Raw genomic sequence first — 24,951 nt, 5'->3', positions numbered from 1 at the left:
CGAACACGAGGTGTCACAGCAATGGACGATCGGCTGCCTACCCGGCCTTACGTCGCACGGGCCGTGCGACTTCTCTCCCAACCCCGGCGCAGTCCGGCTGACAGCGCGCTGGTCACCGCGGTAGCGCTACGGCTGGCCGCACTCGACAGCGACAGCGAGACGGCGGAAAAGCTGGTCGCCGCCGCGGACCGGGTCATCGCCGGAGTCGCGGGTCTGGTTGGTGAGCAGGTTTCGGCGGCCGACTGGAGCGACACCGCCGACGCCCTAGCACAGTTGATCGCCGGACGGCCGTTGCAGCGTGGCCACCTCACGGCGGCCCGAGCCGCGTTGGGCTCGGCCGACAAAGTCATCGACCTCTCGGACAGGCTGCGGCGCACGGCCGATGAGCCCCTCGACCGCGACGACCTGGGCCGAGCGTTGGCCATGAGCGTCACCGGCCCGGCCGACCTCGCGCAGGCGCTGATGGAGCGGGACACCACGGAGTCGACTCCGACCACCCGGACGGTGGATACACCGGCGGCCACCCCGCGTCAGGCGGGGCGGCGTAATGGCGCGGCTGAGCGTAGTGTCCCGTTGCGTGCGGTCGACGGCGGTCTTCCTGGGCGCTAGCGGCACTCCAGCTCGCACCGGGGTTGAGCACAGACTCAACGCTCACCGGCGAGCCAAGCCTGCCCGACCTGTTCCTCGATCTTGCCGGCTTCGGTCAGGCCTTGGTGGACCGCTTCCTCGATCTTGTTGCCGAACAGAGGGATACCGGCCTTGATCGACCCTGTGATGGTCAGCACGGTGGCCGCACCATTGGCCGCGAGGGTCATGGTTCCCGCGCAGGTGACTGGCATACCGACCATTTCCAACGTGATCCGGCCAGTGCGTGAGCCGTCGGGAGCGGCCGGTTCCCAGACGTCGACCTGCTTGATGTCGATCGTTTCGCCGACGAAGCGCCGGACGAAGTCTGGGACGTCTGGTGGCATGATCCTGACCAGCTCGATGGTGACTCTGTCACCGTCTCGGTCGACCGAGATCTGATGCCGCAACGCCTTGGCCGCGAGAGTTTTCTTGGCTATGTAGGCCTCGTCGGTCAGCATGCCGAAAACGGCGTACGGGTCCGCGTCGAAGCGAAGCTCACTGTGCAGGTCCATGTTTCCCATCTTGACGCATTGGGTGGTCCTAACGGCGGGAAACCCCTCGGGAGTGAGCCTCCTAGCGTAGAGGCACGAGGAAGGGCACAGGATCGGTACCACCCCTGCCAGACGCCTAGGGTCGGGCACTAGGGTTGTTGGTGGACTGTCTACAACGAGGTGGACGGTGTGCTCCCCGGGGGTGGTAGGTCATGCGTAACCGGCTGGAAGAGGCCAAATCGGATCTGCTCGCCAAGGCGGCAGCGGTTGCTGAACGCGGTGGAGTCAGCCGCCAGCTGCCTGCCGGTGTCACCAACGGATCCGGTCCGCCGGCTGCGGAGAGCTTCTTGCGTCGCTACTACCGACACGTAGCCCCGGAAGACTTGGTCGATCGAGATCCACTGGACATTTTCAGCGCCGCCGCATCGCATCGTCGCACCGCCGAGCAGCGCCCGCAGGGATCGTCGATCGTACACGTATTCACACCGACGGTTGACGAGCATGGATGGTCCGCCGGGCACACCGTCGTCGAGGTTGTAACCGACGACATGCCGTTTCTCGTCGATTCGGTGACGATGGCGTTGCACTCGGATGACAACACCATCCACCTGATCGTGCACCCGCAGATCACGGTCCGGCGTGACGTGACGGGCAAGCTGCTGGAGATCATCGACATCGACGACAACGACGCGCGGCTCGCTGGCATGCCCGACGCCGTGGTCGAGTCATGGATGTACGTGGAGATCGACCGCTGCGACGACCCGGCGGAACAACGGCACATCGAGGACAGCCTGCGTCGGGCATTACGCGACGTACGTGACGCGGTAGAGGACTGGCCCCGGATGCGGCAGCGCTGCGAGGAGATCGCCGACGCCCTGGATACCGCGACACTGCCGGTGCCGGAGGAGGAGGTGGAGGAGGCCAGGGAGTTGTTGCGCTGGCTGGCTGACGAGCATTTCACGTTTCTCGGCTACCGGGAGTACCTGCTCGAAGAGATCGACGGCGATGACGTCCTGCGCGCCGTCACCGGCACCGGGCTCGGCATCTTGCGTGCCGATCAGGACGTGTCGGGCTCGTTCGCCAAGCTGCCGGCCGAGGTCCGAGCCAAGGCACGCGAGGCGCGATTGCTGGTGCTGACCAAGGCCAACTCCAAGGCAACGGTGCACCGCTCGGCGTACCTGGACTATATCGGCGTCAAGATGTTCGACGATGCCGGCCAGGTGGTCGGCGAGCGGCGCTTTCTGGGGCTGTTCACATCGGCGGCTTACATCGAGAGCGTCCTGCGCATTCCCGTGCTGCGCCGCCGGGTACAAGAGGTGGTCCAGCGCAGTGGATTCGCGCCGGCCAGCCATTCCGGCAAGGATCTGTTGCAGGTGCTGGAGACGTATCCGCGGGATGAGCTGTTCCAGACCTCCACGGACGAGCTGCTGCCGATTGCCCTGGCCGTCGTCAATCTGCAAGATCGCCGCCAGCTACGGATGTTCGTCCGGCGCGACGATTACGGGCGGTATCTGTCGTTCCTCGTGTACCTTCCCCGCGATCGCTACAACACCGAGGTCAGAGAACGGATTCAGCGGCTCTTGTTGTCCGCCACGGGAGGCGAATCCATCGACTTCACCGCGCGGGTCGGCGAGTCGATGCTGGCCCGGCTGCATTTCGTCGTACGTCGCCGACCGGAGCAAGAACTGCCGGAGCTCGATGCTTCGGCGCTGGAGAAACAACTCGTCGCCGCCACTCGCGCGTGGACGGACGACTTCTCCGACGCACTGGCCGAGCAGATGGGTGAGGAGTCAGCCGCACAGCTGTTGCGCCGATACAAGGACGGCTTCCCGGAGGGTTACAAAGAAGACTTCCCGGCCCGCACGGCTGCCACGGACGTTCGTCGGCTCGAAGGGCTGCCGGACATCGACGGACTGGGCCTCAACCTCTATCGCCCGGTTGGTGCGCCGGTCACGGACCGCCGGCTGAAGATCTACCGGACTGGTTCACCGATCTCGTTGACCCATGTGCTGCCGTTGCTCTCACGTATGGGCGTCGAGGTGGTCGACGAGCGGCCGTACGAGATCACCCGGCGCGAGGCGGAGACGGCAGCGTACATTTACGACTTCGGCCTGCGTTTCCAGGCGCTGCGGGACGGCGATGGCGACCAGCTCAAGGATCTCTTCCAGGATGCGTTCGCGGCGGTGTGGCGCGGAGAGGCCGAGAGCGACGGGTTCAACGCGTTGGTGCCGCTGGCGGGGTTGTCCTGGCGGGAGGCGTCGGTCCTGCGAGCCTACGCGAAGTACCTGCGGCAGGCTGGCTCGACGTTTAGCCAGAGTTACCTGGAGGAGTGCCTGGCGGCACACGTGGACATCGCTCGGATGCTCGTCGAGCTGTTCGAGATGCGCTTCGACCCGGATGCCGCCAGCGACCTCGACGAGCGTACCGCCGCGACCCAACAGGTCGCGGAGCGGATCGAAACCGCGTTGGACGAGGTCGCTAGTCTGGACCAAGATCGGATCCTGCGTTCTTTCCTGCACTTGATCCAGGCGACTCTGCGCACCAGTTTCTTCCGCACCGACCGGCCGGGGGCCCAGCGTCAACCGGCGGTGAGCTTCAAGCTCGACCCGGGTGCTATTCCCGAGCTGCCGGAGCCACGGCCGAAGTTCGAGATCTGGGTCTACTCTCCCCGGGTGGAAGGGGTACACCTTCGCTACGGCGCGGTGGCCCGGGGCGGGCTGCGTTGGTCGGACCGTCGTGAAGACTTCCGCACGGAGATCCTGGGCTTGGTCAAGGCTCAGGCGGTGAAGAACTCCGTCATCGTGCCCGTAGGCGCCAAAGGTGGGTTCGTCGGCAAACGGCTGCCGGATCCGAGTACCGACCGGGAGGCGTGGCAGGCCGAGGGGGTCGAGTGCTACCGGATGTTCATCCAGGGTCTCCTCGACATCACCGACAACCGCGCCGACGACGGTACGGTGATACCGCCGCCGCGAGTGGTGCGGCACGACGCCGATGACCCCTACTTGGTGGTGGCTGCCGACAAGGGGACGGCGACCTTCTCCGACCTCGCCAACGAGGTGTCGAAGAGTTACGGCTTCTGGCTCGGTGACGCGTTCGCCTCCGGTGGTTCGGCCGGCTATGACCACAAGGCCATGGGTATCACCGCTCGGGGAGCCTGGGAGTCGGTCAAGCGGCATTTCCGGGAGATGGGCCGCGACTGCCAGACGGAGGACTTCACGGTCGTCGGTATCGGCGATATGTCCGGAGACGTGTTCGGCAACGGCATGCTGTTGTCCGAGCACATCAGGCTGGTCGCTGCGTTCGACCATCGGCACGTCTTCCTCGACCCCAGCCCGGACGCGGCCACGTCGTACGCGGAGCGTCGTCGTCTGTTCGAGTTGCCCCGCTCCACGTGGAACGACTACTCGCGGGAGGTGATCAGCGAGGGCGGCGGAGTTTACTCACGTACGGCGAAGAAGATCCCGATCACCCGGCAGGTCGCCGAGTCTCTCGATCTTGACGCATCGGTGTCGTCGCTCACCCCGGCCGAGCTGATCCGCGCTATTCTCGCCGCCCCGGTCGACCTTCTCTGGAACGGTGGCATCGGCACGTATGTCAAGGCGAGCACCGAATCACACGCGGAGGTTGGCGACAAGGCGAACGACGCCGTGCGTATCGACGCCACGGAGCTACGCTGCCGGTGTGTAGGCGAGGGCGGCAACCTCGGTCTCACCCAGCGGGCCCGCATCGAGTACGCGCAGCGCGGCGTCGCCGAGAACGGAGCCGGCTACCGCATCAACACCGACGCGATCGACAACTCCGGCGGCGTCGACGTGTCCGACCACGAGGTCAACATCAAGATCCTTCTCGATGGTGTGGTGCGGGCCGGCGATCTCACCGAGAAGCAGCGCAACGAACTACTCACCGAGATGACCGATGAAGTCTCGGAGCTGGTGCTGGCGACCAACTACGGGCAGAACGTCGCGCTGGCGATGGGTGTCTACCACGCGCCCAACTTGGCCCACGTACATCGTGCCTACATCAGCCGTCTCGAGAGCCGTGGTGTGCTCGACCGCACGCTGGAAGCACTGCCCACCGATCGGCAGATGAACGAGCGGATGAACTCCGGGCGGGGGTTGTCCACACCGGAGATCGCGGTGTTGCTGGCCTACACGAAGAACACGATGTACACCGAGTTGCTCGAGACGCCGCTCCCGGACGACCCCTACCTCGCGGCGATCCTGCACGCGTACTTCCCCAGCGCGGTGCGCGATCGCTACGCGGAACGGATCGCCGATCACCCGCTGCGGCGGGAGATCATCACCAACACGTTGGTGAACGAGTTGGTCAACAAGGCCGGCACCACGTTCGGTTTCCGGCTTGGTATGGAGACTGGCGGGTCGTGGGAGGACCTGGCCCGTGCCTACACCGTGGCCGGTGCGGTGTTCCGGATGCCCGAGTTGTACGCGGCGGTGGCGGCTCTCGACAACCACGTGTCGGCCGAGGTGCAAACGAAAATGCGGCTGTCCGGGCGGACCATCACCGAGCGGGCTACCAGATGGCTCGTGGTGAACCGCCGGCCACCGATCGACATCGCCTGGCAGATAGGGTTCTTCGAGGCGCCTATCGCACGCCTACTCGAGGTGTTGCCCGACGTTCTGGTCGGCCGGGAGCTAGACCTCTACTCCGCCCGCCGCGACGACCTCGTCAAGGTCGGCGTGCCACAGGATCTCGCGGTGCGGGTGGCGGTTTTGCCGCCAGCGTATTCGGGTCTTGGCATGGTGGAGAATTCGCTGGCCACCGGGACGGACTTGATCGAGGTGGCCCGGGTCCATTTCACTCTCGGCGAGCACCTCGGGCTTGGCCGGCTATTGGAGCGGATCATCTCGTTGCCGCGTAATGATCGTTGGCAGACTATGGCTCGCGCAGCGCTGCGCGACGATCTGCATGCGGCGCAGACGGCGCTCACCGCGCAGGTGCTGCAGCACACCGAGGAGGACTCCGGTGCCGAGGAACGGGTGCAAGCGTGGTCGGACAGTGACGAGGCGGTCGTCGCCCGGGCGCGGCGGACACTGGCCGAGGTGATCGAGGGGGAGACGTTCGACCTCGCGCGGCTGTCGGTTGGCCTGCGGGTGGTGCGTTCGCTGATCCGTTCCTCGCCGAGTTGACGGTTGGCGCGAGGAGCGTCGTTCGGTGCATCCCGCTATCCGGGCGGCTCGTCCTCGCGCGCCGTTGATCTATCCTTCAGCTCCGGCCACGATCAGGACGGTGCCGACACCGGCAGCAGGCCAATCGCCCGCGCGATCTTGACGGCTAGGTGTCGGTCGGAGGCTCCAACCTTGCGGTAGATCGCGCGGGTCGTGGTCTTCAAGGTATTGGGTGAGATATATAGGTTCCGGGCGATGTTGGCCAACGTATCCGGACCAGCTAGGGCGGCGAGGATCTGCGCTTCCCGTTCGGACAGCGTGGGAACTCCGTTCAGATTGGCCGATCGGAGGGCTTCGACCTCCACGCCCAGTCCGGCCGCCGGACTGGACTCGGGTACCGCCAAGTCTCCGGACACGAGGGCGTCGCGTAGCCACGGCGAGAGCAGAACCGGTCGCCGGGCGCCGGTGCGTTCGAGGATCGCGAGCAGCCGACCGAACGGCGCACGGGGGTCGTGGTTGCGGCGCAACGCGCATTCCGTCGCCGCCGCGTGCAGGTCGGCCCGCACAGTGAGTGGCACGTCGGCGAGGTCATGGACGCCGGCTAACTCGTCGGCCGCGTGGTCGACGTCGGCGAGTGCGAGGTACACCCGGTGCCGGGTCAGGGCGAGCTGCGCCGCATGGCCGGGCGGCGGGGTGACGTCGTCGAGTTCGGCCAGCGCCGCCTTGGGTTCACCATGAACCAGGCGGACCTGGGCGCGTGAGATCGCCGTGAAGAACCGATTGAGGGGCAGCTGGTTGGTGCGGTAGTCGGGCCCGCACAGCAGGAAGGCGCGCTCGCCCATGGTCGGGTCGTCGAGCAGGATACCGAGTGTCGACCACGCCAGGGCCAGCCGAGCGGCGGGTGGCTCGGCGTCGGCTTCGAGGCGGCTCTGTGCCGTGTGGAGCAAAGTGGTCGCGGCATGTCCCCGGCCGTGCTCGATCTCCAGCAGAGCCTGGGTCAGGTAGAGGTGATCGGTGAACTGCCGGTCCAACCAGCCGCGGCTCTGCAGCAACGCCACCGTCGAGTCCGCTAGCTCGGCCGCGGCATCGACCTCGCCGCGGAGGAACGCCGTGTACCCCAGCAATGTGGTGATGTTGGCAAGATGCCAGTCCGCACCGTTGGTGTGGGCTTGCGTCCGGGCCACACGTAGCGCCGCGTCGGCGGCGGGCAGATCTCCTTCAGCGAGGCGTGTCGTGCCCCGCTGATGATTGAAGTACGCCAGCCTGGTGACGTATTCACGCCGTTGTTCGTCGGTGGCGGCGTCGATGTAGGCCTGTCCGGCATGCTCGATCTCGCGGGCCCGTTCGAGGTCGCCGTCGATGCGGGCGGCCAGAATTCGCATCGAGTGTAGGGAGAGCAGGCTGGCGTTGAGTGAACTGCGGTCCACCTTGGCGTCGGCTTGGTCGAGACGCAACATGAACGTGGCGACGTCCGGTGGTTGGCGCAGCGCCTCCACTGCGGCGATCAGCAGCAACGCGGGATGGCTGGCGAGGTCGTCGTCGGCGAGTTGGTTGACCGACGACATCAGGTCCCCGTAGTGGCCACTGCCGAGTTGGATACGTCCCGGAGCACGGAGGAGCTCCGAGACGACCCGTTCGGACGCCTCGACCAGATAAGGCAGAGTCTCTGACGTTCGGTCCTGTTCGACGAGGGCGCGGACGGCTCGGTCGACGAGGCTTACTCGCTGGTCAGGGTGTTTGCTGTTCAGCTCGGTGAGCAGGTTCTGGCGTAGGGGTTTCGGCATGCGCCAGTAGCCGGTGCTGGCAGCGGGAACCACCCAACCGGAGCTTGCCCAGCGTTCGATGGTCTGGCGTGCTGCCAGGTCGGATTCGGGCAACTGTTCAGCCAGGACAGTCGCGAGTACCGGGGCGTCGAACTGCGGGAGGGCGGCGGCGACGATGAGCATCGCACGTTCGTTGTCGGGGACGGTGGCGAGCACTTCTTCGCGGATGAACCGACTGATGAGGTCTTGTAGGTGCCGCTGCAGCACTGGCTTCCCGACGCGATGTGAACGTAGTGCGGCGTCCACCATCGCTGGCCAACCGTCGGTGGCCAGGTGAACGTCGGCAGCGTCCTGCGGGGTGAGTTCGATCCGGTATCGGGTGGCGAGGGCGGTGACCTCGTCGGGTGTGAACAGAAGATCGTCGATGGAGATGATGCGTGCCCCGCCATCGAGCTGCATACCCCCGGTGACGACGTCGAGCGGCGTCCGGGTAGCGACGACGAATGTGGTCGGTGACCGGCGGCTGGCCTCTACCACTGCTGCCCCATCGAGCTCGGACAGGGGCCCGGGACGGTCGATCAGCGTGAGTGTCATCGCACCATCGAGGTCGGCCGACCGCCCGAGATAGGTGGGCAGGTGGTCGTCCGGCCCCGGCTGGACGACACGGACACGCCAGGCTCTGCGAGCCACCTGTTCCAGCAGAACGGACTTGCCGATCCCGGCCGGGCCTTGGATCACGGTCAGTGGGGCAGCGGACGCACCGAGAATCAACTCGACGAGCCGCCGACGTTCCAACGACGTTCGCGCCAACCTGTTTGGTGCCGGTGGTCCTCCAGACCCGCCCGTACCCACGTGTCCTCCCTGGCCAACTGCTTGTGGTCCCTGACCTGGTCGAAGTCTGTGCGATACCGACGAGGAGGGGACGTCTCAGCAGCCCTACACCCATGATCAGCGTACCGTGGAGGTGGTTTCACGCCGCAGGCGACCCTCACCGGCGGGTCACACGCCGATACGGATTGACCGTCTTGCGAAACTCGTAGCCGGGCGACACCCCGCGACACTAGGCGGCGGGGAGGAAATGGCGGGCGAAGTCGACATCCGCCTCGTCGAAGTCGATGGCGGTCCACTCGCCTGCTCCACCGAGGCGTAACTCCATCCGCCGCAGCAGGCTCTCGCCGTCGATCCAGTAGCGCACGGTAGCGTCGCTGCCGTCTCCAGCCGTGCTCGACGTAGCGGCATCGTAGGGTTCGTCGGACGTTGGGCCGAACAAGACGTCCACCGGCGTGCCATCCACGGTGTCGGAATGGGACCACCGCGCATCGGTCTGTTGAAGCAACACGGGGTTGTCCGGGCGATCGTGACCCGCCAAGAGGATGGTGGCCAGCGCGGCGTGGAGCCGGGACGCGTCAGGGGCGAGTTCCGACGACGTCCAGGCGGTAGCGTCGCCATTGGTGTTCGGCGGGGGAAGTGGTGGACGATCAGCGCCGTCGACCGGATCATGCGAGCTGATGCCGATCTTGGTCCAGGCGACGAGTGTGGGTGGCTCGCCGTCTAAGCCCTCCCAGACGTGGGCGTAACCAAGCGCGGCGGCGAAGTCGACCCATCCGTCCACCCGGTACGTCTGGCCGGAGTCACGTAGCTCGAACTGGACCGACCGGACCCCGGCGGTGTAGTTGGAGAAGCGCATCATGGCCAGGCGTTGGGCTTCGTCGGTGGTGAGTGGTCGAACATCGGCGGCCTCGGTGGTGGTGGGAGCCGGCGCCGAGCCGTCGGGCTCCTCGTCCGAACCGCCGCAGCCGGCGGCCACTAAGGCGATGCCGACGGCCACGGAGGTGGCCACCAATGGGCGACGGCCCCGGCGCCTCACGGGGTCCCCGCGCGGTCGGACAGCAGGGTGGTGTCCGGAACCGCGAAGTCGGCGGGATCCGGCAGCTCGACCGTTGCCGGTAGGGGGTCCGGGATCGCCTCGACGTCGGCCAGGTTCGGTTGATCCGGGGGTGCGGGCACGTCGAGGAAACTGATACCGGGCGGTGTGATCACCTCGGGAACCGCACCAGGGTCCGGCGATGCCGGGCCAGCACCACCCGGGCAGGGGCCGTCGAGCAATGTGGTTGGCGACGACGTTGCCGCCCCGTCAGTCTCGAAACATGTACCGGCGGTGGGGGCGCGGGTGGCTGATGTGTCGGCGACGTCGACGCCGTTGTCGCCGAACACGTTTTCGCGGAACTGGTTGTCCAGCGCCGGAATGTCTTCGGCGTTGCTGAGGACGACGCCAGCACTCGGGTGGCCGGCGATGTGGTTGGCGACGATGTCGTTGCGTTGTCCACCGCTGATGGCAACACCCAACCCGAATCCGCCGTGGGCATGTGCAGGTGAGTCGGCGCTCGTATTGTCCATGATGAGGTTGCCGACAACGAGGTTCTCGCGCTGCGGCGTAAACGCCTCCTGGTAGCTGGACAGGAGGGTCAGGCCGATCCGGTTGCCGGAGAAGCGGTTGCCGGCGACCATCACCGAATCGGAGGCGTTGGCGTTCTCGAACCCGACAGCGTTGCGTTCGGCGACGTTGGCGGTGACGAGGATGTCGCATTCCTCGCACTGGCCGACGTAGAAACCCGAGTCGGCGGAGCCGGAGGCGTATGAGTCGGTGATGGTGCCGTGCCGGGCGTTGAACGCATAGATGCCGTACAGGCCGTTGTTGTAGGCGGTGACGTGGTTGATGGCGAACCGCTCTACCGGCGGGAATTGTTCTGGGTTGAGTTCGGTATATCCGGGGCCGCCGTGCGCCAGCGGACCGTTCTCGTCGTGCATCCCGGTAACCAAGACGCCGTAGAACAGCGTGGAGTGCACCGTCAGATTCTCGATCCGGACGCCGTCGGCGGAGACGAACACCCCGAACGAGCGGGAGCCCTCGCCGTCGATGATGGTGCCGTTGCGGTCCTCGCCGCGAAGGGTGACGTCCGACTTGTTGATGGTCACCTCCTCCGGATACGTCCCCGGGGCGACGAGCACCAGTCCGCCGTTGTTTACCTGCTCGACCGCGGCGCCGATGGTGGGTGCATCGTCCGGCACCCGTACCAGGTCGGCACCGGCTGCCGGTGTGGTGCTCGGTGCCGTTGTGCTCGGATCATCGTCGTCGCTTCCAGCCGATCCGCATGCCGCCATGAGCAGCGCCGTCGCCGCAGCGATCACCACACCTAGCCGACCTAGCTGCGCTAGCGGGTCGGCCGCTCCGCTCTTCCCCATGGTCGCCGAGTGTATGCACAACTCCGCCCGCTACGTCGTCCCTGCACATGTTGCTGTCGCTGTCTTCAAACCTTTGAAAATGAGATCTACATCACATCGCGTGCTGATCTGTGTGTTGATGACTCTTCTGGCTTGAGGCACGGATGTATCTACCGCCACGCGGAGTACACCGTATGGCTCATTGGGGGGCGGCTTAAGTCGCGGATCAACAGAAGGGCTATTCAGTGAGACCACAAGGTCAAAGAGGCTCGGGCTGGGGTGGTGACCGTCGTCGGGCTCCCAAGCGTGAGAGCGCGACGCGAAAGGGGGCAGCCGGGCTATGCGCTGTTGCCCTCGCCGGTTCAGTGCTGGTAGGCACTGTTTCGGCGCCGGCCGCCACGGCTGCGGAGGGCGACGAGATCTCGGGCACGATCTGGCAAGATTACGACTCCAACGGCATGTTCGACTCGTACGAGTCCGGGCTGGCCGGAGTCGAGGTCTACGCCTATGACGGCGACGGAAACGTCGCGGGCCCGGTGACCACCGGCGCGGACGGCACATACACGTTGCCGGTGACCAGTGACGCTGAACAATGGCGGGTCGAAGCCAATGTGCCGGATGCACCGGAGTGGGCCGAGTGGCGCGACACTGTGGTGGGCCGCGGTGACGGCACCGCAAACGGCACTACGGTTCAGTTCGTCGACGTCAGCGGTGGCGACGTGGATGGCGTGGATTTCTCCTTTCACGTGCCCACCGCGTTCGTCGATGCCAACCCGCAGGTGTATATCCCGATCGTCCATTACGCCACCAGCGATGGTCCGAACGCCGACGCTGCCGCCTCCGGCGTTATCTGGTGGGATGCCGAGAGCCCTAACCAGACCACACCGGTACCGCAGACTGGTCGAGTTCAGTTCAGCGAGATCGGAGCGACGAACGGCTCGGCGATGACCCGGGCGGACGAGGTTGGTGGGGTTCCCACTGTCTTCACCGCGGCATACATGCGGCGTCACTCGGCCTTCGGGCCCGCGGGGATCGGCGGTATCTACCGGGTGACGCCGGACGGCGCCGACTGGTCGGCACCGACGGCCTCGGCTGAGGTATACGTGGACCTGGCCGACCACGGTATTGATCTCGGTGGTCCGGACCCAGATGCCCCGGCCGGAGACCCCAACGGGTTCCGGCCGAGCGTCGAGCCCGAGAATCCCGCCTACGAGTGGCTCCGGGACGCACAGGCGTGGAACAAGGTTGGCCGGGCCGGGATCGGCGAGATCGCCATGAGCCCGGATGAGCGCTACCTGTTCGCCGTCAACCTCCACAACCGCTCGCTGATCCGGATAGACACTGGCAGTGACCCGAGCGTCGCGCCCGTCGCGGTGGACGAGTTCTTCTTCGACGACGTCTTCACCGGCGACATCCGGCCTTACGGTGTCGGCGCCGACGCGCTGACCGGAACCATGTACATCAGTGCTACCGACACGGCCGAAACCAGCCGGCAGGTCAGTGACCTCCATGGTTACGTCTACAGCTTCGACGCGGATGCTCCGGGCTCGTTGACGCAGGTTCTGGACTTCCCCCTCGACTTCGCGCGAAGCGGCTTCAGGCCAACGTTCGAGCCGTGGGCGACGCAGAGCACGCACTACCACCAGCCTGGTGGAAACGGCACCGCTGCGCGCCTCAACCAGCCCGTGGTGGCCGGGGTCAAGGTGCTGCACGGCGATCTCATCATCCCCATCCGGGACCTCACCGGTGACGTTATGGGGGCGACGACGTTCCTGTCGGGTGACCCGGATGACGGCGACAACCGCACCACGTCGGTCCGGTCCGAAGGTGATGTCTTCATCGCCGCACCCAACGGTGATGGGACCTTCACCCTGGAGAACAACGGTGTACACAAGGGGGTCACCGGACAGGGCGCCCAGCTCGGCCACATGGGTCCCGGCGGCCTGCGCTACTTCAACACCGGCTTCGGTGTGGCTAACCAGGACAACGAGTCGACGGGTTCGATCGTGATCAACCCGAGCCGCGACGACGGCGTCATGACGACCGGGGTTCACGTCGTTCACGGCGGCCTCCAGGAAGGTACGTACCGGCTCTATCAGGAGACCGGTGCTGCCTACTCGGGCAACGGTGCGATGATCCGCCGGACCGTCGGCAACGTGGTCACCGCGAAGGGCAACGGTCTGGGCTCGGCTTCGGTGCTCGCATCGGCGGCACCGATCGAGATCGGCAACTACGTCTGGTACGACGTCAACAACGACGGTATCCAGGATCCGGACGAGGACCCGGTGCAAGGCGCCACGGTCAACCTCTACGAGGTCGACGGAGACGGCAACCGGACACTGGTGAACACCACGCTGACCGACGAGAAGGGCGAGTACTACTTCTCCTCGTTCGACGAGGACTACCAGTTGCGCACGAACACCGACTACGAGGTCGGCATCGACAACCCGGACGACTACGCCGAGGGCGGTCCGCTGTACCGGTGGTACCCGACCGTGCCACACACCGGTGACGAGGACAGTGTGAACCCGGAGGAGAACGACTCGAACGGGATCGTTCCCGAAGGTTCCACCGATCCGTTCCCGTTCGCGTTGGTCACTACCGGCGGGCCGGGCGAGAACGACCACACGATCGACTTCGGGTACTCGCAGATCAGCTACGAGTTCGACAAACGGATGGTGGAAGGCCCGATCCAGTCGCCGGACAAGGACGGCACCTGGACCATCACGTACGAACTGGTCGCCGAGAACACCGGGATGATCGACGGTTCGTACCTGCTCACCGATGACCTGACCGGCTACGGCGAAGGCATCGAGATCGTCGGCACCGAGGTGGTCTCCGGACCGCCGGAGGCCGACGGGCTGCTGAACGCGGACTGGGACGGCGTCGACGACCAGCGGGTGGTCACCGACTACGTCGCCATCGACGCACAGTCGACCGAGGACAACGGCACCGAGCATGTCTATACGTTGACCGTGACAGTCGCCTTGAACGCGGACCCGGAAACGGGTGAGGCGCTGGTCGACCTGGACCAGCTGTCCTGTGTGCCGGATGCCGGACCGGGTACTGAGAACACGACCGGACTGTTCAACGTCGCCACCATGTCGCCGGAGAACTATGACGACCTGGTGGACGCCGAGTGCAGCGAACTGCCGCTGGTCACCCTCGACAAGACCGTCGAGGTCGAGCCGTACGTCGTCGACCGGGAGAACCTGCCCGGCGTCTGGGAGATCGTCTACGGTCTGACCGTCACCAACGAGACCGACGTGCCGACGGAGTACGACCTGGAAGACCGGCTGCGCTTCGGCAGCGGTATCGACATCATCGACGGTTCCGTCGTCGCCGAGAACACGGATCCGGGCGACATCACCACCCGCGGTGAGTTCGACGGTCTGGCCGACACGCTCATCGTCGAAGATGTGCCGATCGACGGTGGCGAATCCCATCAGTACACCGTGGCGGTGCGGTTCACGATCGACCTGCCGCATCCGCCGGAAGGTCCCGACCCGTCCGACTGCACACTCGTCGATGGTGAAGAAGACGGCACCGGCCTGTACAACGACGCCAACTCGTCGTTCAACGGCTACCCCGACTTCGACGACGAGTGCCGTGAGGTCGGCCAGCCGTCTCACGAGAAGTCGCTGATCTCGGCCACCCCGATCGGCAATGGCCGGTGGGAGGTTGTCTACGGCATCGAGGTGTTCAACAAGGGGGTCGCGGCCACCTGGTACGACCTCGACGACGAGCTGCGCTTCACCGATCAGGTGGACATCGTCTCCGCCGACGTCACGTCAGCTCCGGACGGGGTGGTTCTGTACGACCCGGCCTGGGATGGTGAGGATCAGCTGCGGATCGCCGAAGAGGTGCCGCTGCTGGGCACCGCCGACGACGGCTACGCACCACACGAGTACGTGCTGACCGTCATCGCCGATGTGCCGTTGTCATTCGAGTTGGACGAGGACGGTAACGACCCGACCAGCTGCTCCGCGGCGGTTGGTGATCCGTCGGTGAACACCGCGTTCAACAACGGCTCGACGCTGACCGACGAAGCTGGCCTGGTCGAGGAGGACGACGCTTGCGCTGAGCTGCCGTCGTTCACCATCGACAAGACCATCAGCGACGGACCGGTGAGCAACGGTGACGGCACCTGGACCATCACCTACGACATCGTCGCGACGAACGACGGCTCGGCCGACGGCGAATACACCGTCACCGATCAGCTTCGTTACGGCGACGGCATCGTGGTGGAAGAGTCCGAGGTGATCACCGCGCCGGACGTGGCCGACGTGCTGGACACGTGGACCGGTCGCGGGCCCGAGGGCGACCCGGTCAACGTCATCGCCGTGGACGTGCCGCTGGAGGCTGGTGGAGAACACCTCTATCAGGTGGAGGTGGTCTTCTCTCTCGACCAGGACACCCTGACCGAGGAGTCGATGACCTGCCCGCCGCCGGGTTCGGGTGAGTACGGCGGCCTGGCCAACAGCACCGGCCTGGAGCACAACGACCTCACCGACACCGACGAGGTGTGTGTGTCGCTCGGCCAGCCGGACCTGGAGAAGAACCTGGTCTCGGCACAGCCGATCGGCGACGGCCAGTGGGAGGTGCACTACGACATCGTGGTGCGCAACCTGCTGCCGGGTGCGACCGTCTACGACCTCGAGGATGAACTGCTCTACGGCGAGGGTGTCGAGGTGGCCGAGGCCGCCGTCGTCTCCGCGCCGGACGGTGTCGCGGTCCGCGACGACTGGGACGGTGTCGACCAGCTGGTCATCGCCGAGGACGTCGCCCTGGCCGGCATGAACGACGACGGCTACGCGCCGCACGTATATACGGTGCGGGTCGTGGCCGACGTGCCGCCGTCGTTCGCGGTCGACGAGGACGGCAACTCGCAGGCGCTGTGCCAGGACGAGAAGGGCGGCAACTTCGAGAACGGCGGTCTGAACAACGTCGCCACCCTGTACACGGAAGGCGGCGACGAACTCGTCGACACCGACTGTGCTGACCTGCCGTCGATCGAGCTGGACAAAACCGTCGTCGACGGGCCGGAGCGGATCAACAGCGACCGGCACGTGATCACCTACGAGCTCGAGGTGACCAACGACGGCGGTGCCGGCGGGGAGTACGTGCTGTACGACCAGTTCCGGTTCGGTGAGGGCATCGAGATCCTCGACGTGCGGGCGTCCAACACCGCACCTGGTGACATCGAGGTGCTCGACTCGTTCACCGGACAAGGCAACGAGCCGGACGCAGCGGAGAACGCCTTGACCGAGGAGGTGTCCATTGCGGCCGGTGCGACCCACACGTACGAAGTGGGTGTGCTGTTCACGCTGGACGGCGACACGCTCACGGTGGAGTCCGCGCAGTGTGTGGACGAGCCTGGCGACGGCACCCGATCGGGTCTGCTCAATGTGGGTCTGCTTGACCACAACGGGCACGAGCTCGACGCCGACGCCTGCGAGCCGGTCGACCCGCCGGACGACCCGAGCGATCCGGACCCGGACCCGGATCCGGACCCGGACGACCGGGATCCGCGGGACCCAGGTGACGACCTGGCCGACACCGGTGCTGGCTTCTCGTTGTGGCTGCTTGTGGCCGGTCTTGTCCTCGTGGCTGGTGGTCTGACGGTGGCTGGCACAACGCGTCGTCGTACCAAACTGGCTGCGGCGGATCGGAGCGTTGACTAACATCAACCTTCGGTTCTTCAGCTAGCTGACGTGGGGTGTGTCCTGGTCATGAGCCGGGGCACACCCCACTTTCCGTGGCGTCGACCGGAAGAGGGGTGGGATGGTGTCTAGACCGTCGCGACGGCGGTTGCTCACCGGGCTGGCTATCGGAGCCGGGGGGATGACCGCCGGCGGGCTGATCGGTGGCAGCGTGGCAGGTCGTGGTGTCGAACCGGCGGTTGCTGCTCAGCCGGCCCCAGCCGGCGGTTCGCCGGTTCCGGCGACGGGTGACCATCAGGCTGGTATTGCGACGCCGGCCGATCCGCAGCCCTATTCGCTGACGGTTGTCGCGGATGTGGCGTCGCCGGATGTATCGACGTTTGCGCCAGTGGGGGACCGGCTGCTGGAGTTCCTTGCCGACGCGTCCTACGACACCGGCGACTTAACCGTGGCCGTCGGGGTGGGGCCCCGTGTGGTGGCTGGTATCGACGGTGAACTGCCAGGGGCCGAGCCATTGCCCGAGTTCGTGTCCGACGCTGAGCTGGCCACGGATCGGGTCGGCGGCGACGTCTTGATGATCGCCAGCGCCAGTGACCCGGCCGTCTTGCCGCCAGCCGTGGATGCGTTGCTCGATGCCCTCCCGGGCAGTACGCAGCGGTGGCGGCAGTTTGGGTTCCGTGGCCCGGGCCGAGATGGCATCGTCCGTAACCCGTTCGGCTTCCATGACGGCATCATCGTGCCTAGGGGCGCCGATGAGCTGGCCGAACACGTGTGGTTGCGGGACGACCCGAGGGTCGCGGGTGGCACCGTCGCGGTGGTGCGGCGGTTGCGGACCGACGTGGCGGCGTTCAATCGGTTGGCGGTGGATGAGCAGGAGGCCATGGTCGGTCGGCACAAGGCCGATGGGGCCCCGATGTCCGGTGGTTCCTTGCGGGATGAGGTCAGCCTGACCGCGAAGACCGCCGATGGCCAGTACCTCACCCCTCTTGGCTCGCACTCCCGCTCCGCCCATCCCGCGCTGACGGGCAGCGCGTTGATGCTGCGCCGCGGCTACGCGTACGCCGAGGGAGACGAGGTGGGGTTGATGTTCGTCTGTTTCCAGCGTGATCTGCGCACGTTCGTCGTCACCCAGCAGCGCCTCGACGAGCAGGACCGGATGATGGAGTACGTCACGGCTACCGCCAGCGGCACCTTCCTTATGCTGCCCGGCTTCGACCGGGACCGCCCGCTGGGTTCCACCCTTCTCACCCCCGCGTAGCTGCTTGCGTCCTGCAAGGTGAGCGCCACTGCCCACACTCTGCAGGACGTTGGCGTGCGGCCGCGACTGTTGCGTCCTGCAAGGTGAGCGCCACTGCCCACACCTTGCAGGACGCAGTGAGCGTTAGGTGGTGCTGCGCCGCCGAGCCGGTAGCAGGTTGCGAGTGGCCAGCAGGAGGTAGCCGATCGTGTTCAAACCGACGGCCAGGGCGACGAGGGCCCAGAAGCCCGGAGTGCCAGTGTCGGCCAGTGCTGTGGCGCCTCCAACACCTACGACAGCGGCGGATGCGTTCAGTGGGTTGCCTTGGTACATGGTTGTTTACTGCTTCCTTCAGGTTGTGGTTGTTGGTGTTGCGTGTGTTGGCGGCGTGTTCGACTACCGAGTTGCGGCTGCGCCGACGTGATGCCAGGTGGCGGGTCGGCGCAAAGCAATGTCGAACGCTGATCGCATGAGCACCCCTTGAAGGAACAGGTCATAGACCCACTCCACGATCAGCGGTGCCGCCAGTAGGCGCGCCCTTGCGCCTCGGTGCCAGACGGTGACGACCCGCTCGGCGACGAAAATCAGTCCGAGGGGCGTCCAGATCGGGTGGAACCCGAACTGTCCGCTGGCGACGATGTAGGTGGTGTAAATGAGGTAGAGCCACAAAGCGAGGACGCCGAACGCCATCCCGGCCTGCTGTGCGACGTAGGGCAGGGTGACCCGAGTCATGCCGTAGGTGCGCAGATTCTCGAGTGCTCCGCGTTGCCACCGCAGCCGCTGCCGCCACAGGTCGCGCCAGGTGGGCATGACCTCGGTGACCACGATGCACTCGGGAGGGGATACACAGCGAAGGCCCATGCTCTTGATGGCCAGGGTGATCTCATTGTCTTCGGTGAGTGCGGAGGTGTCGTAGACCTGACCTCGTTCGGTTGTGAGCCGCCGTAGCACGTCTACCCGGTGAAGGGTCGCGGTGCCGGTCAGGACGAGTGCGTCACCGCCGCGCCGGGCGATCTGTCGCTGGTACCGGGCATACTCGTTGCGCTGGAGTTCACCCAGTAGCCCGGCGCCTGGTTCGCCGAGGAAGATTCCGCCGACGGCGCCAATGCCGTCGTCGCTGCGCAAGGTGGTCAGGGCTACCTCAACGAACCGCGGCGCCAACGTTGAGTCGGCGTCCATGACCAGAACGAGGTCCCGTTCGTGCAGGTCCGGCAGGAGTGTAGCCAGGACCTGGTTGAGTGCGCCGGCCTTCTTCTGCGTATTGCCGACGGTTTCGATGACCTCCGCACCTTTGGTTTGGGCGACGGAGGTGGTCATGTCGCTGCAGTTGTCGGCCACTACGACGACTCGGTCCGGCGTCCGGGTCTGCCGTTGCAACGACTCCAATGCTGAGCCCACCCGGTCTTCCTCGTTGTGTGCCGGAATCAGTACGACCACCCGGACCCTCCGATGTGCGCCGGGCACTCGCATCGTGCTCAAGCCGATCTCCCCCCAAGGTCGCGCGTCGCTAAAACGCCGGAATCTCACTGTGGGTGATATTCCATGACTTAAAAGACACAATTCAGGATAAATTGGTCAAACGCCTTATATAACGTGTGGAGTGGCGCCGAATGATGCCAGTAGATGCGTGACGTGGCTCACGGAAGAATTCGGCGCAGAATGCTGGCGTGGTTCTGCTTCTGTTTAGCCGACCTGGGCCGTGGGCTGGGAGGACGTCCTTTATCCCCAACTTCCGTCACCGATCGATCTGCCCAGCGGCCCTATTGGGGGTGATCTTTTATCGGGAAATACAAGGAAATACGTAGTCGATTGCCCGATGTGCGGCCTCGTGCCCCTTCGGCACCCCCTCGCGGCTGCGTCACTTCATTGCGTCGGCCCCGAAATCCTGCGATGTCCTGATGCCTCCGCCGACATCTGCCGGCCTGCATGGCGACGCGACCTGGCTTTCGATCATCGTGGGGCGGTGGCGCGAATCCGGCAACGATCACCGGAGGTGAATTGGCGGCTGCCCATGTGAGGCGCGCCACACCTCGGCGGGTATCGCCAGGTTGAGCTGGGTATATGCCGGCCCCAGGGCGGGCGGTCAGAGAATTCGCCGGAATGGCGTGCTGATCTGAGGTCAAGGGGCTCTTATCCAGGTGTGTGGGCAGGCGGTCGAATGATCGGCTTTCGATCCGTTCGTCCCGCACTGCAACGGGGGATAGGTGCTCCGCTCCCCCTGGCCCCCCAATTCTCGGGGAGTGGAGCGCCGGCCGCCTTAGAATGCGCGGGCTTAGCGTCGTACCCCAAATCCGGCCCGATCTGGGTCGACGGTACGAAATTCTCGAGTGCCAGATGGCCTGCGCCTGCTGGGCCGAAGGCATGGCGGCACACCGCCCGGGGTGGTCGATATGACGCAGGACACATTTTCCTGCTGTGCGTGCGAGCGTTCCGGCGAGGCGACTCTTAGGCCAAAGAGGGTGGCTCCAACCCGCCAACGCACGGTCGAACGATCCGCCGGGCGGACGCAGGCAGGTACGGGGCACCTCGGGGGGTAATGCGCTGGGTCTCGTGGATCCAGGGCACTGCAGTTTCCGAGGTAAGGAGACCACCAGTCATGACGACGCCAACGAGGGGGCGGCGCAGGCCGCGGCGGGGGAGACTTCGCGACGTCCTGGCCTTCATCGGCCGCCGAACTCGACACAACCATTCGACTACTACGAACGCCGAGTCCTATGCGCCGGCACGCCGCGTCGCGGCATTAGCTGTGTTGACGGCACTACTAGTGGCTGGCCTGCCAACCGCTGGTGTTATGGCCACCACGGCACTCGACCAGGAGGGCGCCGAGTCCGAGGCGACCCAGCTGCTGGGTGAAGCCGACGCCTCGACTCAAGAGGACACCGCCGAGCAGGACACATCGGACGACGTGGCCGTCGACGACGCGGTGAACGATGACGCGGTGAACGATGACGCGGACACCCACGACGAAGCTGCCGATGAGGACACGTCGGGCGAGAAGGCAGCTACAGAGAACTCGCGTGATGGCCCCGGTCCGGCCGATGGGGCTGCCGACCGCGTCCAGCAGGACGCAACCGACGAGTCCGTCGAGGATGAAGGTGACGACTCCGGCCCCGTGGCGCCGATGTCATCGAGCCCTGGGACCAGCGGCGTCCTGACAACGACGTTCTTCGCCTACGTGGCGGCCGGGGAGACGCTTGATGTCGCCTTTACCAAGGCGCCGGGCGGAATCGTCGGTGGTGCGACGGTGGAGCTCGAGGGGCCAGGATTCCCGGCGGAGACGTGCGAGATTCCAGCTGACGGTGCGACCCCGTGTGAATGGCAGGGAGCGTCCGGCGAGCCCGGCATCTGGCGGATCCACATCGACTCACACGTGGTCAACTCCGCGTTCTTCTGGGAAATCAACGTGATGTCCGGCGCGACCGCCGTTGATGGTCGCGTCTGGAGCGAGCACTACCGGATGCGGCAAGGTGCCACGTCGACGCACGACCTCGACCTGGATCTCTGGTTCCAGACCGACACCGGGTACCTCTACGAAGCGACCTACCACGGCTACAACGGTGTGAACTCGGACATCTACGCCGACGCCACGGGTGTTGCGTATGCAGACACATGTGCCTCGGCCTATGAGAGCTGGACGTCCGACGGGCCACACAGTGACCCCAATCTGTGGGTCCCGTCGGCTGGTGACTGCGGTGATCTCTACAAGATCTTCTTCGAGCAGCCTGCCGCGGACCTGCCGGAGACGGCGACCCGCTGGGACGGTGCGACGGACTGGATTGTGCCGCCGACGACTACGCCGCTCATCACCGATGTGACGTTCAGCCAGGATGGCCCGGGATCGCGTGCTGGAGAGATCGAGTACGCGGTCGACAATTTCACCGGGCAGCTTTCGGTGGAGATCGACACCAACGGTGATGGCACCTACGACCTCGTGCTGCCGGGCTTCGCCGAAGACGGCGGCGGGAGTGTGACGTGGGACGGCTTGGACGGCAGCGGCATTCAGGTCTCGCCGTTCCAGGAGTTGCCGGTCCGGGTCTCCATCGAGCGAACCGGTGAGATCCACTTCGCCAACTGGGACGTCGAGATCCGCGACGGGATCGAGGTGACCCGCCTCAACGGCCCGGGCGCCGGCGATCAGACGTTGTACTGGAACGACACCAACTTAAGAGTCCAGGACCGCGCCTGTGTGACCCCGCAACTTGACGGCCGCGCGGGTGTGAACAGTTCGGGTGGTGTGCACGGCTGGCCCTGCCGCGACAACGCCAACGACGGTATCGGCGGTAGCTGGGGTGACCAGCGCTGGATCGACGACTGGACCTATGTGCCGGTCGACGTTGCCGAGGAGATCGTGGTGCCGGCCGACGTGCAGGAGCCGTGGGTCTGCTCGCCGGACGGTCTGCTGTTCCAGTATCCGGGTGCGGAACCGCCCACCCAGGTGCAGTTCGTCGACCTGTTGACCGGCGACGTCGATGTGGCCGAGGTGGTGATCGAGGGCCGCAGCGTCAACGCGGCCGCGTACAACGTCGTCGACGATTTCGTTTACGGCTGGGACAACGAACTCGTTGGTGATGGGCCGGATCGGACCGGCGTCGTCCGGATCGGCGCGGACGGGTCGTCGGCCACTCTTGGTGTGCCGGACCACCCCGAGCTCAACGCGGAGGACTCTTTCCCGGTTGGTGATGTCGACAATAACGGCCACTACTGGGTGAGTAATGCCGTCGGCTCGGCTGCCCACGCCCGCTGGTACCAGATCGACCTGAACCCGGGCGATACCTTCATGGAGGTCCTCAACTGGGGCACCGTGCAGGGCGGGGAGATGTCGGGGATCTGGAGCAACAGTGGTGACTGGGCCTGGGTGCCTGGCGGAGGTGACAACCTCTGGCGGGTCTTGCGCAACACGGAAACAAGCAATTGGCGGCTGTGGCGTTTCGACATGGCGACCGGTCTGCACCACGACGCTGGCCCGCTTTCTCAGCTCAACGCTGAAGGGGTCACCACGTTCGGTGCGGCTTTCGCGGATGAGGAGTTCCTGTACGTCTCCAGCAACATCAGCGGCAACATCTACCGCATCGACATCCAGGACGTCACGGCCTCGCTGTTCGTGGAGGACGGGCCGCCGTCGGGTAACAACGACGGCGCGCGGTGCGCGATCGCCCCGATCTACACCGACTACGGTGATGCCCCGGACAGCTACCGGACGTTGCTGGACTCGGATGGACCGCGGCATGGTCTGCGGGACTACGACCCGGACACCAACACCACGTCGCTGATGCTCGGTGAAAACGTCAGCCATGAAACCGACGGCCAGCCGTCGGACGAGGCGGACCTGGACACCTTCGACGACGGCGTGGCCGACGGGATCGTGCTGGTGCCCGGCGAGCCGGTCACCGTGGATGTGGTGGTCACCAACAACACCGATGAGCCGGCCACCCTGGCCGGTTGGGTCGACCTGGGCGGTACCGGGACGTTCGATGCCGGTGACCGGTCGGACGTCGTGACGGTTGCGGCCAACACGTCGGACACGTTTACCTTGACGTTCGGCGAAGCCACCACCGAGAGCGACACCTACGCCCGCTTCCGGCTGTACGGCGGGGAGGTCGACGACCCGTCACCGGTGGGTGCGGCCCGGTCCGGTGAGGTCGAAGACTACCTCGTGCAGTTCGTCGCCCTCGACGTGGAGAAGACGTCGGACGCGACGGCGGACTCGCGCCCCGGTGACACCGTCACTTACACGGTGACGCTCACCAACTCGGGCACGTCGGACTACTCGGCGGATAACCCGGCCCGAGTGCGTGACGATCTGTCGGGGGTGCTGGATGACGCCGCGTTCGACGAGGGGTCGCTCAGTGCGGACCGGCCGGGCACGCTGGAATTCGATGACCCGATCGTCAGCTGGGAAGGTGCGCTGGACGCCGGTGACACGGTGACCATCACCTACCAGGTGACGCTCACCGGCGACGGAGACGGCGTGGTGCGTAACGTCGCCTTCGTGCCGGACTGCGACCCGGCCGATCCGGACTGCGAGCCGGTGACTCCGGAGTGCGACCCGCCGGACGAGAACGGCCGTGACCCGCAGACCGGGCTACCGTGTGCGGAGAACGAGTTCGAGCTACCGCGCCTGGAGATCGAGAAGACAGCTGACCAGGCCGACCTGCCTGCGGTTGGCGAGACGGTGACCTACACCGTCACCGCGACCAACGTCGGGCCGGGTCACTACACGGCGGATGCCCCCGCGGTGGTCACCGACGACCTGTCCGATGTGCTGGACGACGCCACGTTCGACGAGGGGTCGCTCAACGCGAATCAGCCAGGAACACTCGAGTTCGACGATCCCATCGTCAGCTGGGAAGGTGCGCTGGACGCCGGCGCGTCGGTGACGATCACCTACACCGTCACCTACACCGGTGAAGGTGATCACGTGCTGCTCAACCTGGCCTGTGTGCCGGAAGAGCAGACCGCGCCGGACACCGAGCCGTGTGACTCGGTCCGGATCCCGGCAGCCTTCGTCGTCGAGTCGAAGTCGGTTGAGGCGTCGGAGGACCCGGTTCAGGCCGGGACCGTGCTGACGTACACGTTGACCTTCGAAAACGTCGGCCAGGCGCCAGGCACGGTCGACACCGTCGATGATCTGACGCATGTGCTGGACGACGGTGACGTGACGGCGGGTCCGGATGTGTCTGATCCGGCGTTGTCGTTGGAGGGGCTGGATGCGAACCGGTTCCACATCACCGGGACGCTGGACGCGGGTCAGACCGTGACGGTTACCTATGAGGTGACGTTGCGCCCGGATGGTGAGCGTGGGGACAACCGTGCGCTCAACTT

General features: G+C 65.8%; 11 protein-coding genes. 5 read left to right on the top strand and 6 right to left on the bottom strand.

Features of this window, described 5'->3' with window-relative positions:
- The first annotated feature begins 21 nt into the window (after window positions 1-21).
- Window positions 22-609 (top strand): hypothetical protein, encoded by a 588-nt coding sequence (locus tag G8760_RS28560; RefSeq protein ID WP_166356212.1) that lies wholly within the window; start codon window positions 22-24, stop codon window positions 607-609.
- 35 nt (window positions 610-644) lie between these two features.
- Here G8760_RS28560 and G8760_RS28555 read toward each other — a convergent pair whose 3' ends face one another.
- Window positions 645-1,139 carry a DUF2505 domain-containing protein gene (locus G8760_RS28555; protein ID WP_166356211.1) on the bottom strand — a complete coding sequence of 165 codons (495 nt, stop codon included), beginning with the start codon at window positions 1,137-1,139 and terminating at the stop codon, window positions 645-647.
- Window positions 1,140-1,330: 191 nt separating this feature from the next.
- Between G8760_RS28555 and G8760_RS28550 the strand changes: the two genes are divergently transcribed.
- Window positions 1,331-6,265, top strand: coding sequence for an NAD-glutamate dehydrogenase (locus tag G8760_RS28550; RefSeq protein WP_166356210.1), 4,935 nt, complete (start codon window positions 1,331-1,333; stop codon window positions 6,263-6,265).
- A gap of 92 nt (window positions 6,266-6,357) precedes the next feature.
- Here G8760_RS28550 and G8760_RS28545 read toward each other — a convergent pair whose 3' ends face one another.
- The 3 genes from G8760_RS28545 to G8760_RS28535 all read right to left on the bottom strand — a co-directional run bounded on the left by G8760_RS28545 (window position 6,358) and on the right by G8760_RS28535 (window position 11,250).
- On the bottom strand, window positions 6,358-8,859 hold the full coding sequence (locus G8760_RS28545) for a LuxR C-terminal-related transcriptional regulator (RefSeq protein WP_166356209.1): 2,502 nt from the start codon (window positions 8,857-8,859) through the stop codon (window positions 6,358-6,360).
- A 208-nt stretch (window positions 8,860-9,067) separates the two neighbouring features.
- Window positions 9,068-9,847 (bottom strand): hypothetical protein, encoded by a 780-nt coding sequence (locus G8760_RS28540; RefSeq protein WP_166356208.1) that lies wholly within the window; start codon window positions 9,845-9,847, stop codon window positions 9,068-9,070.
- A 23-nt stretch (window positions 9,848-9,870) separates the two neighbouring features.
- Window positions 9,871-11,250 (bottom strand): right-handed parallel beta-helix repeat-containing protein, encoded by a 1,380-nt coding sequence (locus G8760_RS28535; protein WP_166356207.1) that lies wholly within the window; start codon window positions 11,248-11,250, stop codon window positions 9,871-9,873.
- 344 nt (window positions 11,251-11,594) lie between these two features.
- Between G8760_RS28535 and G8760_RS28530 the strand changes: the two genes are divergently transcribed.
- Both G8760_RS28530 and G8760_RS28525 read left to right on the top strand, forming a co-directional pair.
- Window positions 11,595-16,913 carry an SdrD B-like domain-containing protein gene (locus tag G8760_RS28530; RefSeq protein WP_166356206.1) on the top strand — a complete coding sequence of 1,773 codons (5,319 nt, stop codon included), beginning with the start codon at window positions 11,595-11,597 and terminating at the stop codon, window positions 16,911-16,913.
- A gap of 103 nt (window positions 16,914-17,016) precedes the next feature.
- A complete protein-coding gene (locus G8760_RS28525) occupies window positions 17,017-18,150 on the top strand; it encodes a Dyp-type peroxidase (RefSeq protein ID WP_207782836.1) in 1,134 nt (377 codons plus the stop codon).
- 123 nt (window positions 18,151-18,273) lie between these two features.
- Here the strand turns inward: G8760_RS28525 and G8760_RS28520 are convergent, their stop codons facing one another.
- Window positions 18,274-18,462: a hypothetical protein gene (locus tag G8760_RS28520; protein ID WP_166356205.1), complete on the bottom strand. Its 189-nt coding sequence runs from the start codon at window positions 18,460-18,462 to the stop codon at window positions 18,274-18,276.
- Window positions 18,463-18,525: 63 nt separating this feature from the next.
- Window positions 18,526-19,599 carry a glycosyltransferase family 2 protein gene (locus G8760_RS28515; protein WP_166356232.1) on the bottom strand — a complete coding sequence of 358 codons (1,074 nt, stop codon included), beginning with the start codon at window positions 19,597-19,599 and terminating at the stop codon, window positions 18,526-18,528.
- 1,126 nt (window positions 19,600-20,725) lie between these two features.
- On the opposite strand from G8760_RS28515, the gene G8760_RS28510 reads away from it, so the two are divergent.
- Window positions 20,726-24,951: DUF7927 domain-containing protein (locus G8760_RS28510; protein ID WP_166356204.1), on the top strand; the 4,226-nt coding region annotated here is incomplete at its 3' end.

It is taken from the genome of Phytoactinopolyspora limicola (assembly GCF_011320225.1).
Lineage (GTDB): Bacteria > Actinomycetota > Actinomycetes > Jiangellales > Jiangellaceae > Phytoactinopolyspora > Phytoactinopolyspora limicola.
The sequence above is the reverse complement of the archived record's forward strand: the minus strand, read 5'-3'. Positions and strand labels throughout refer to the sequence as shown.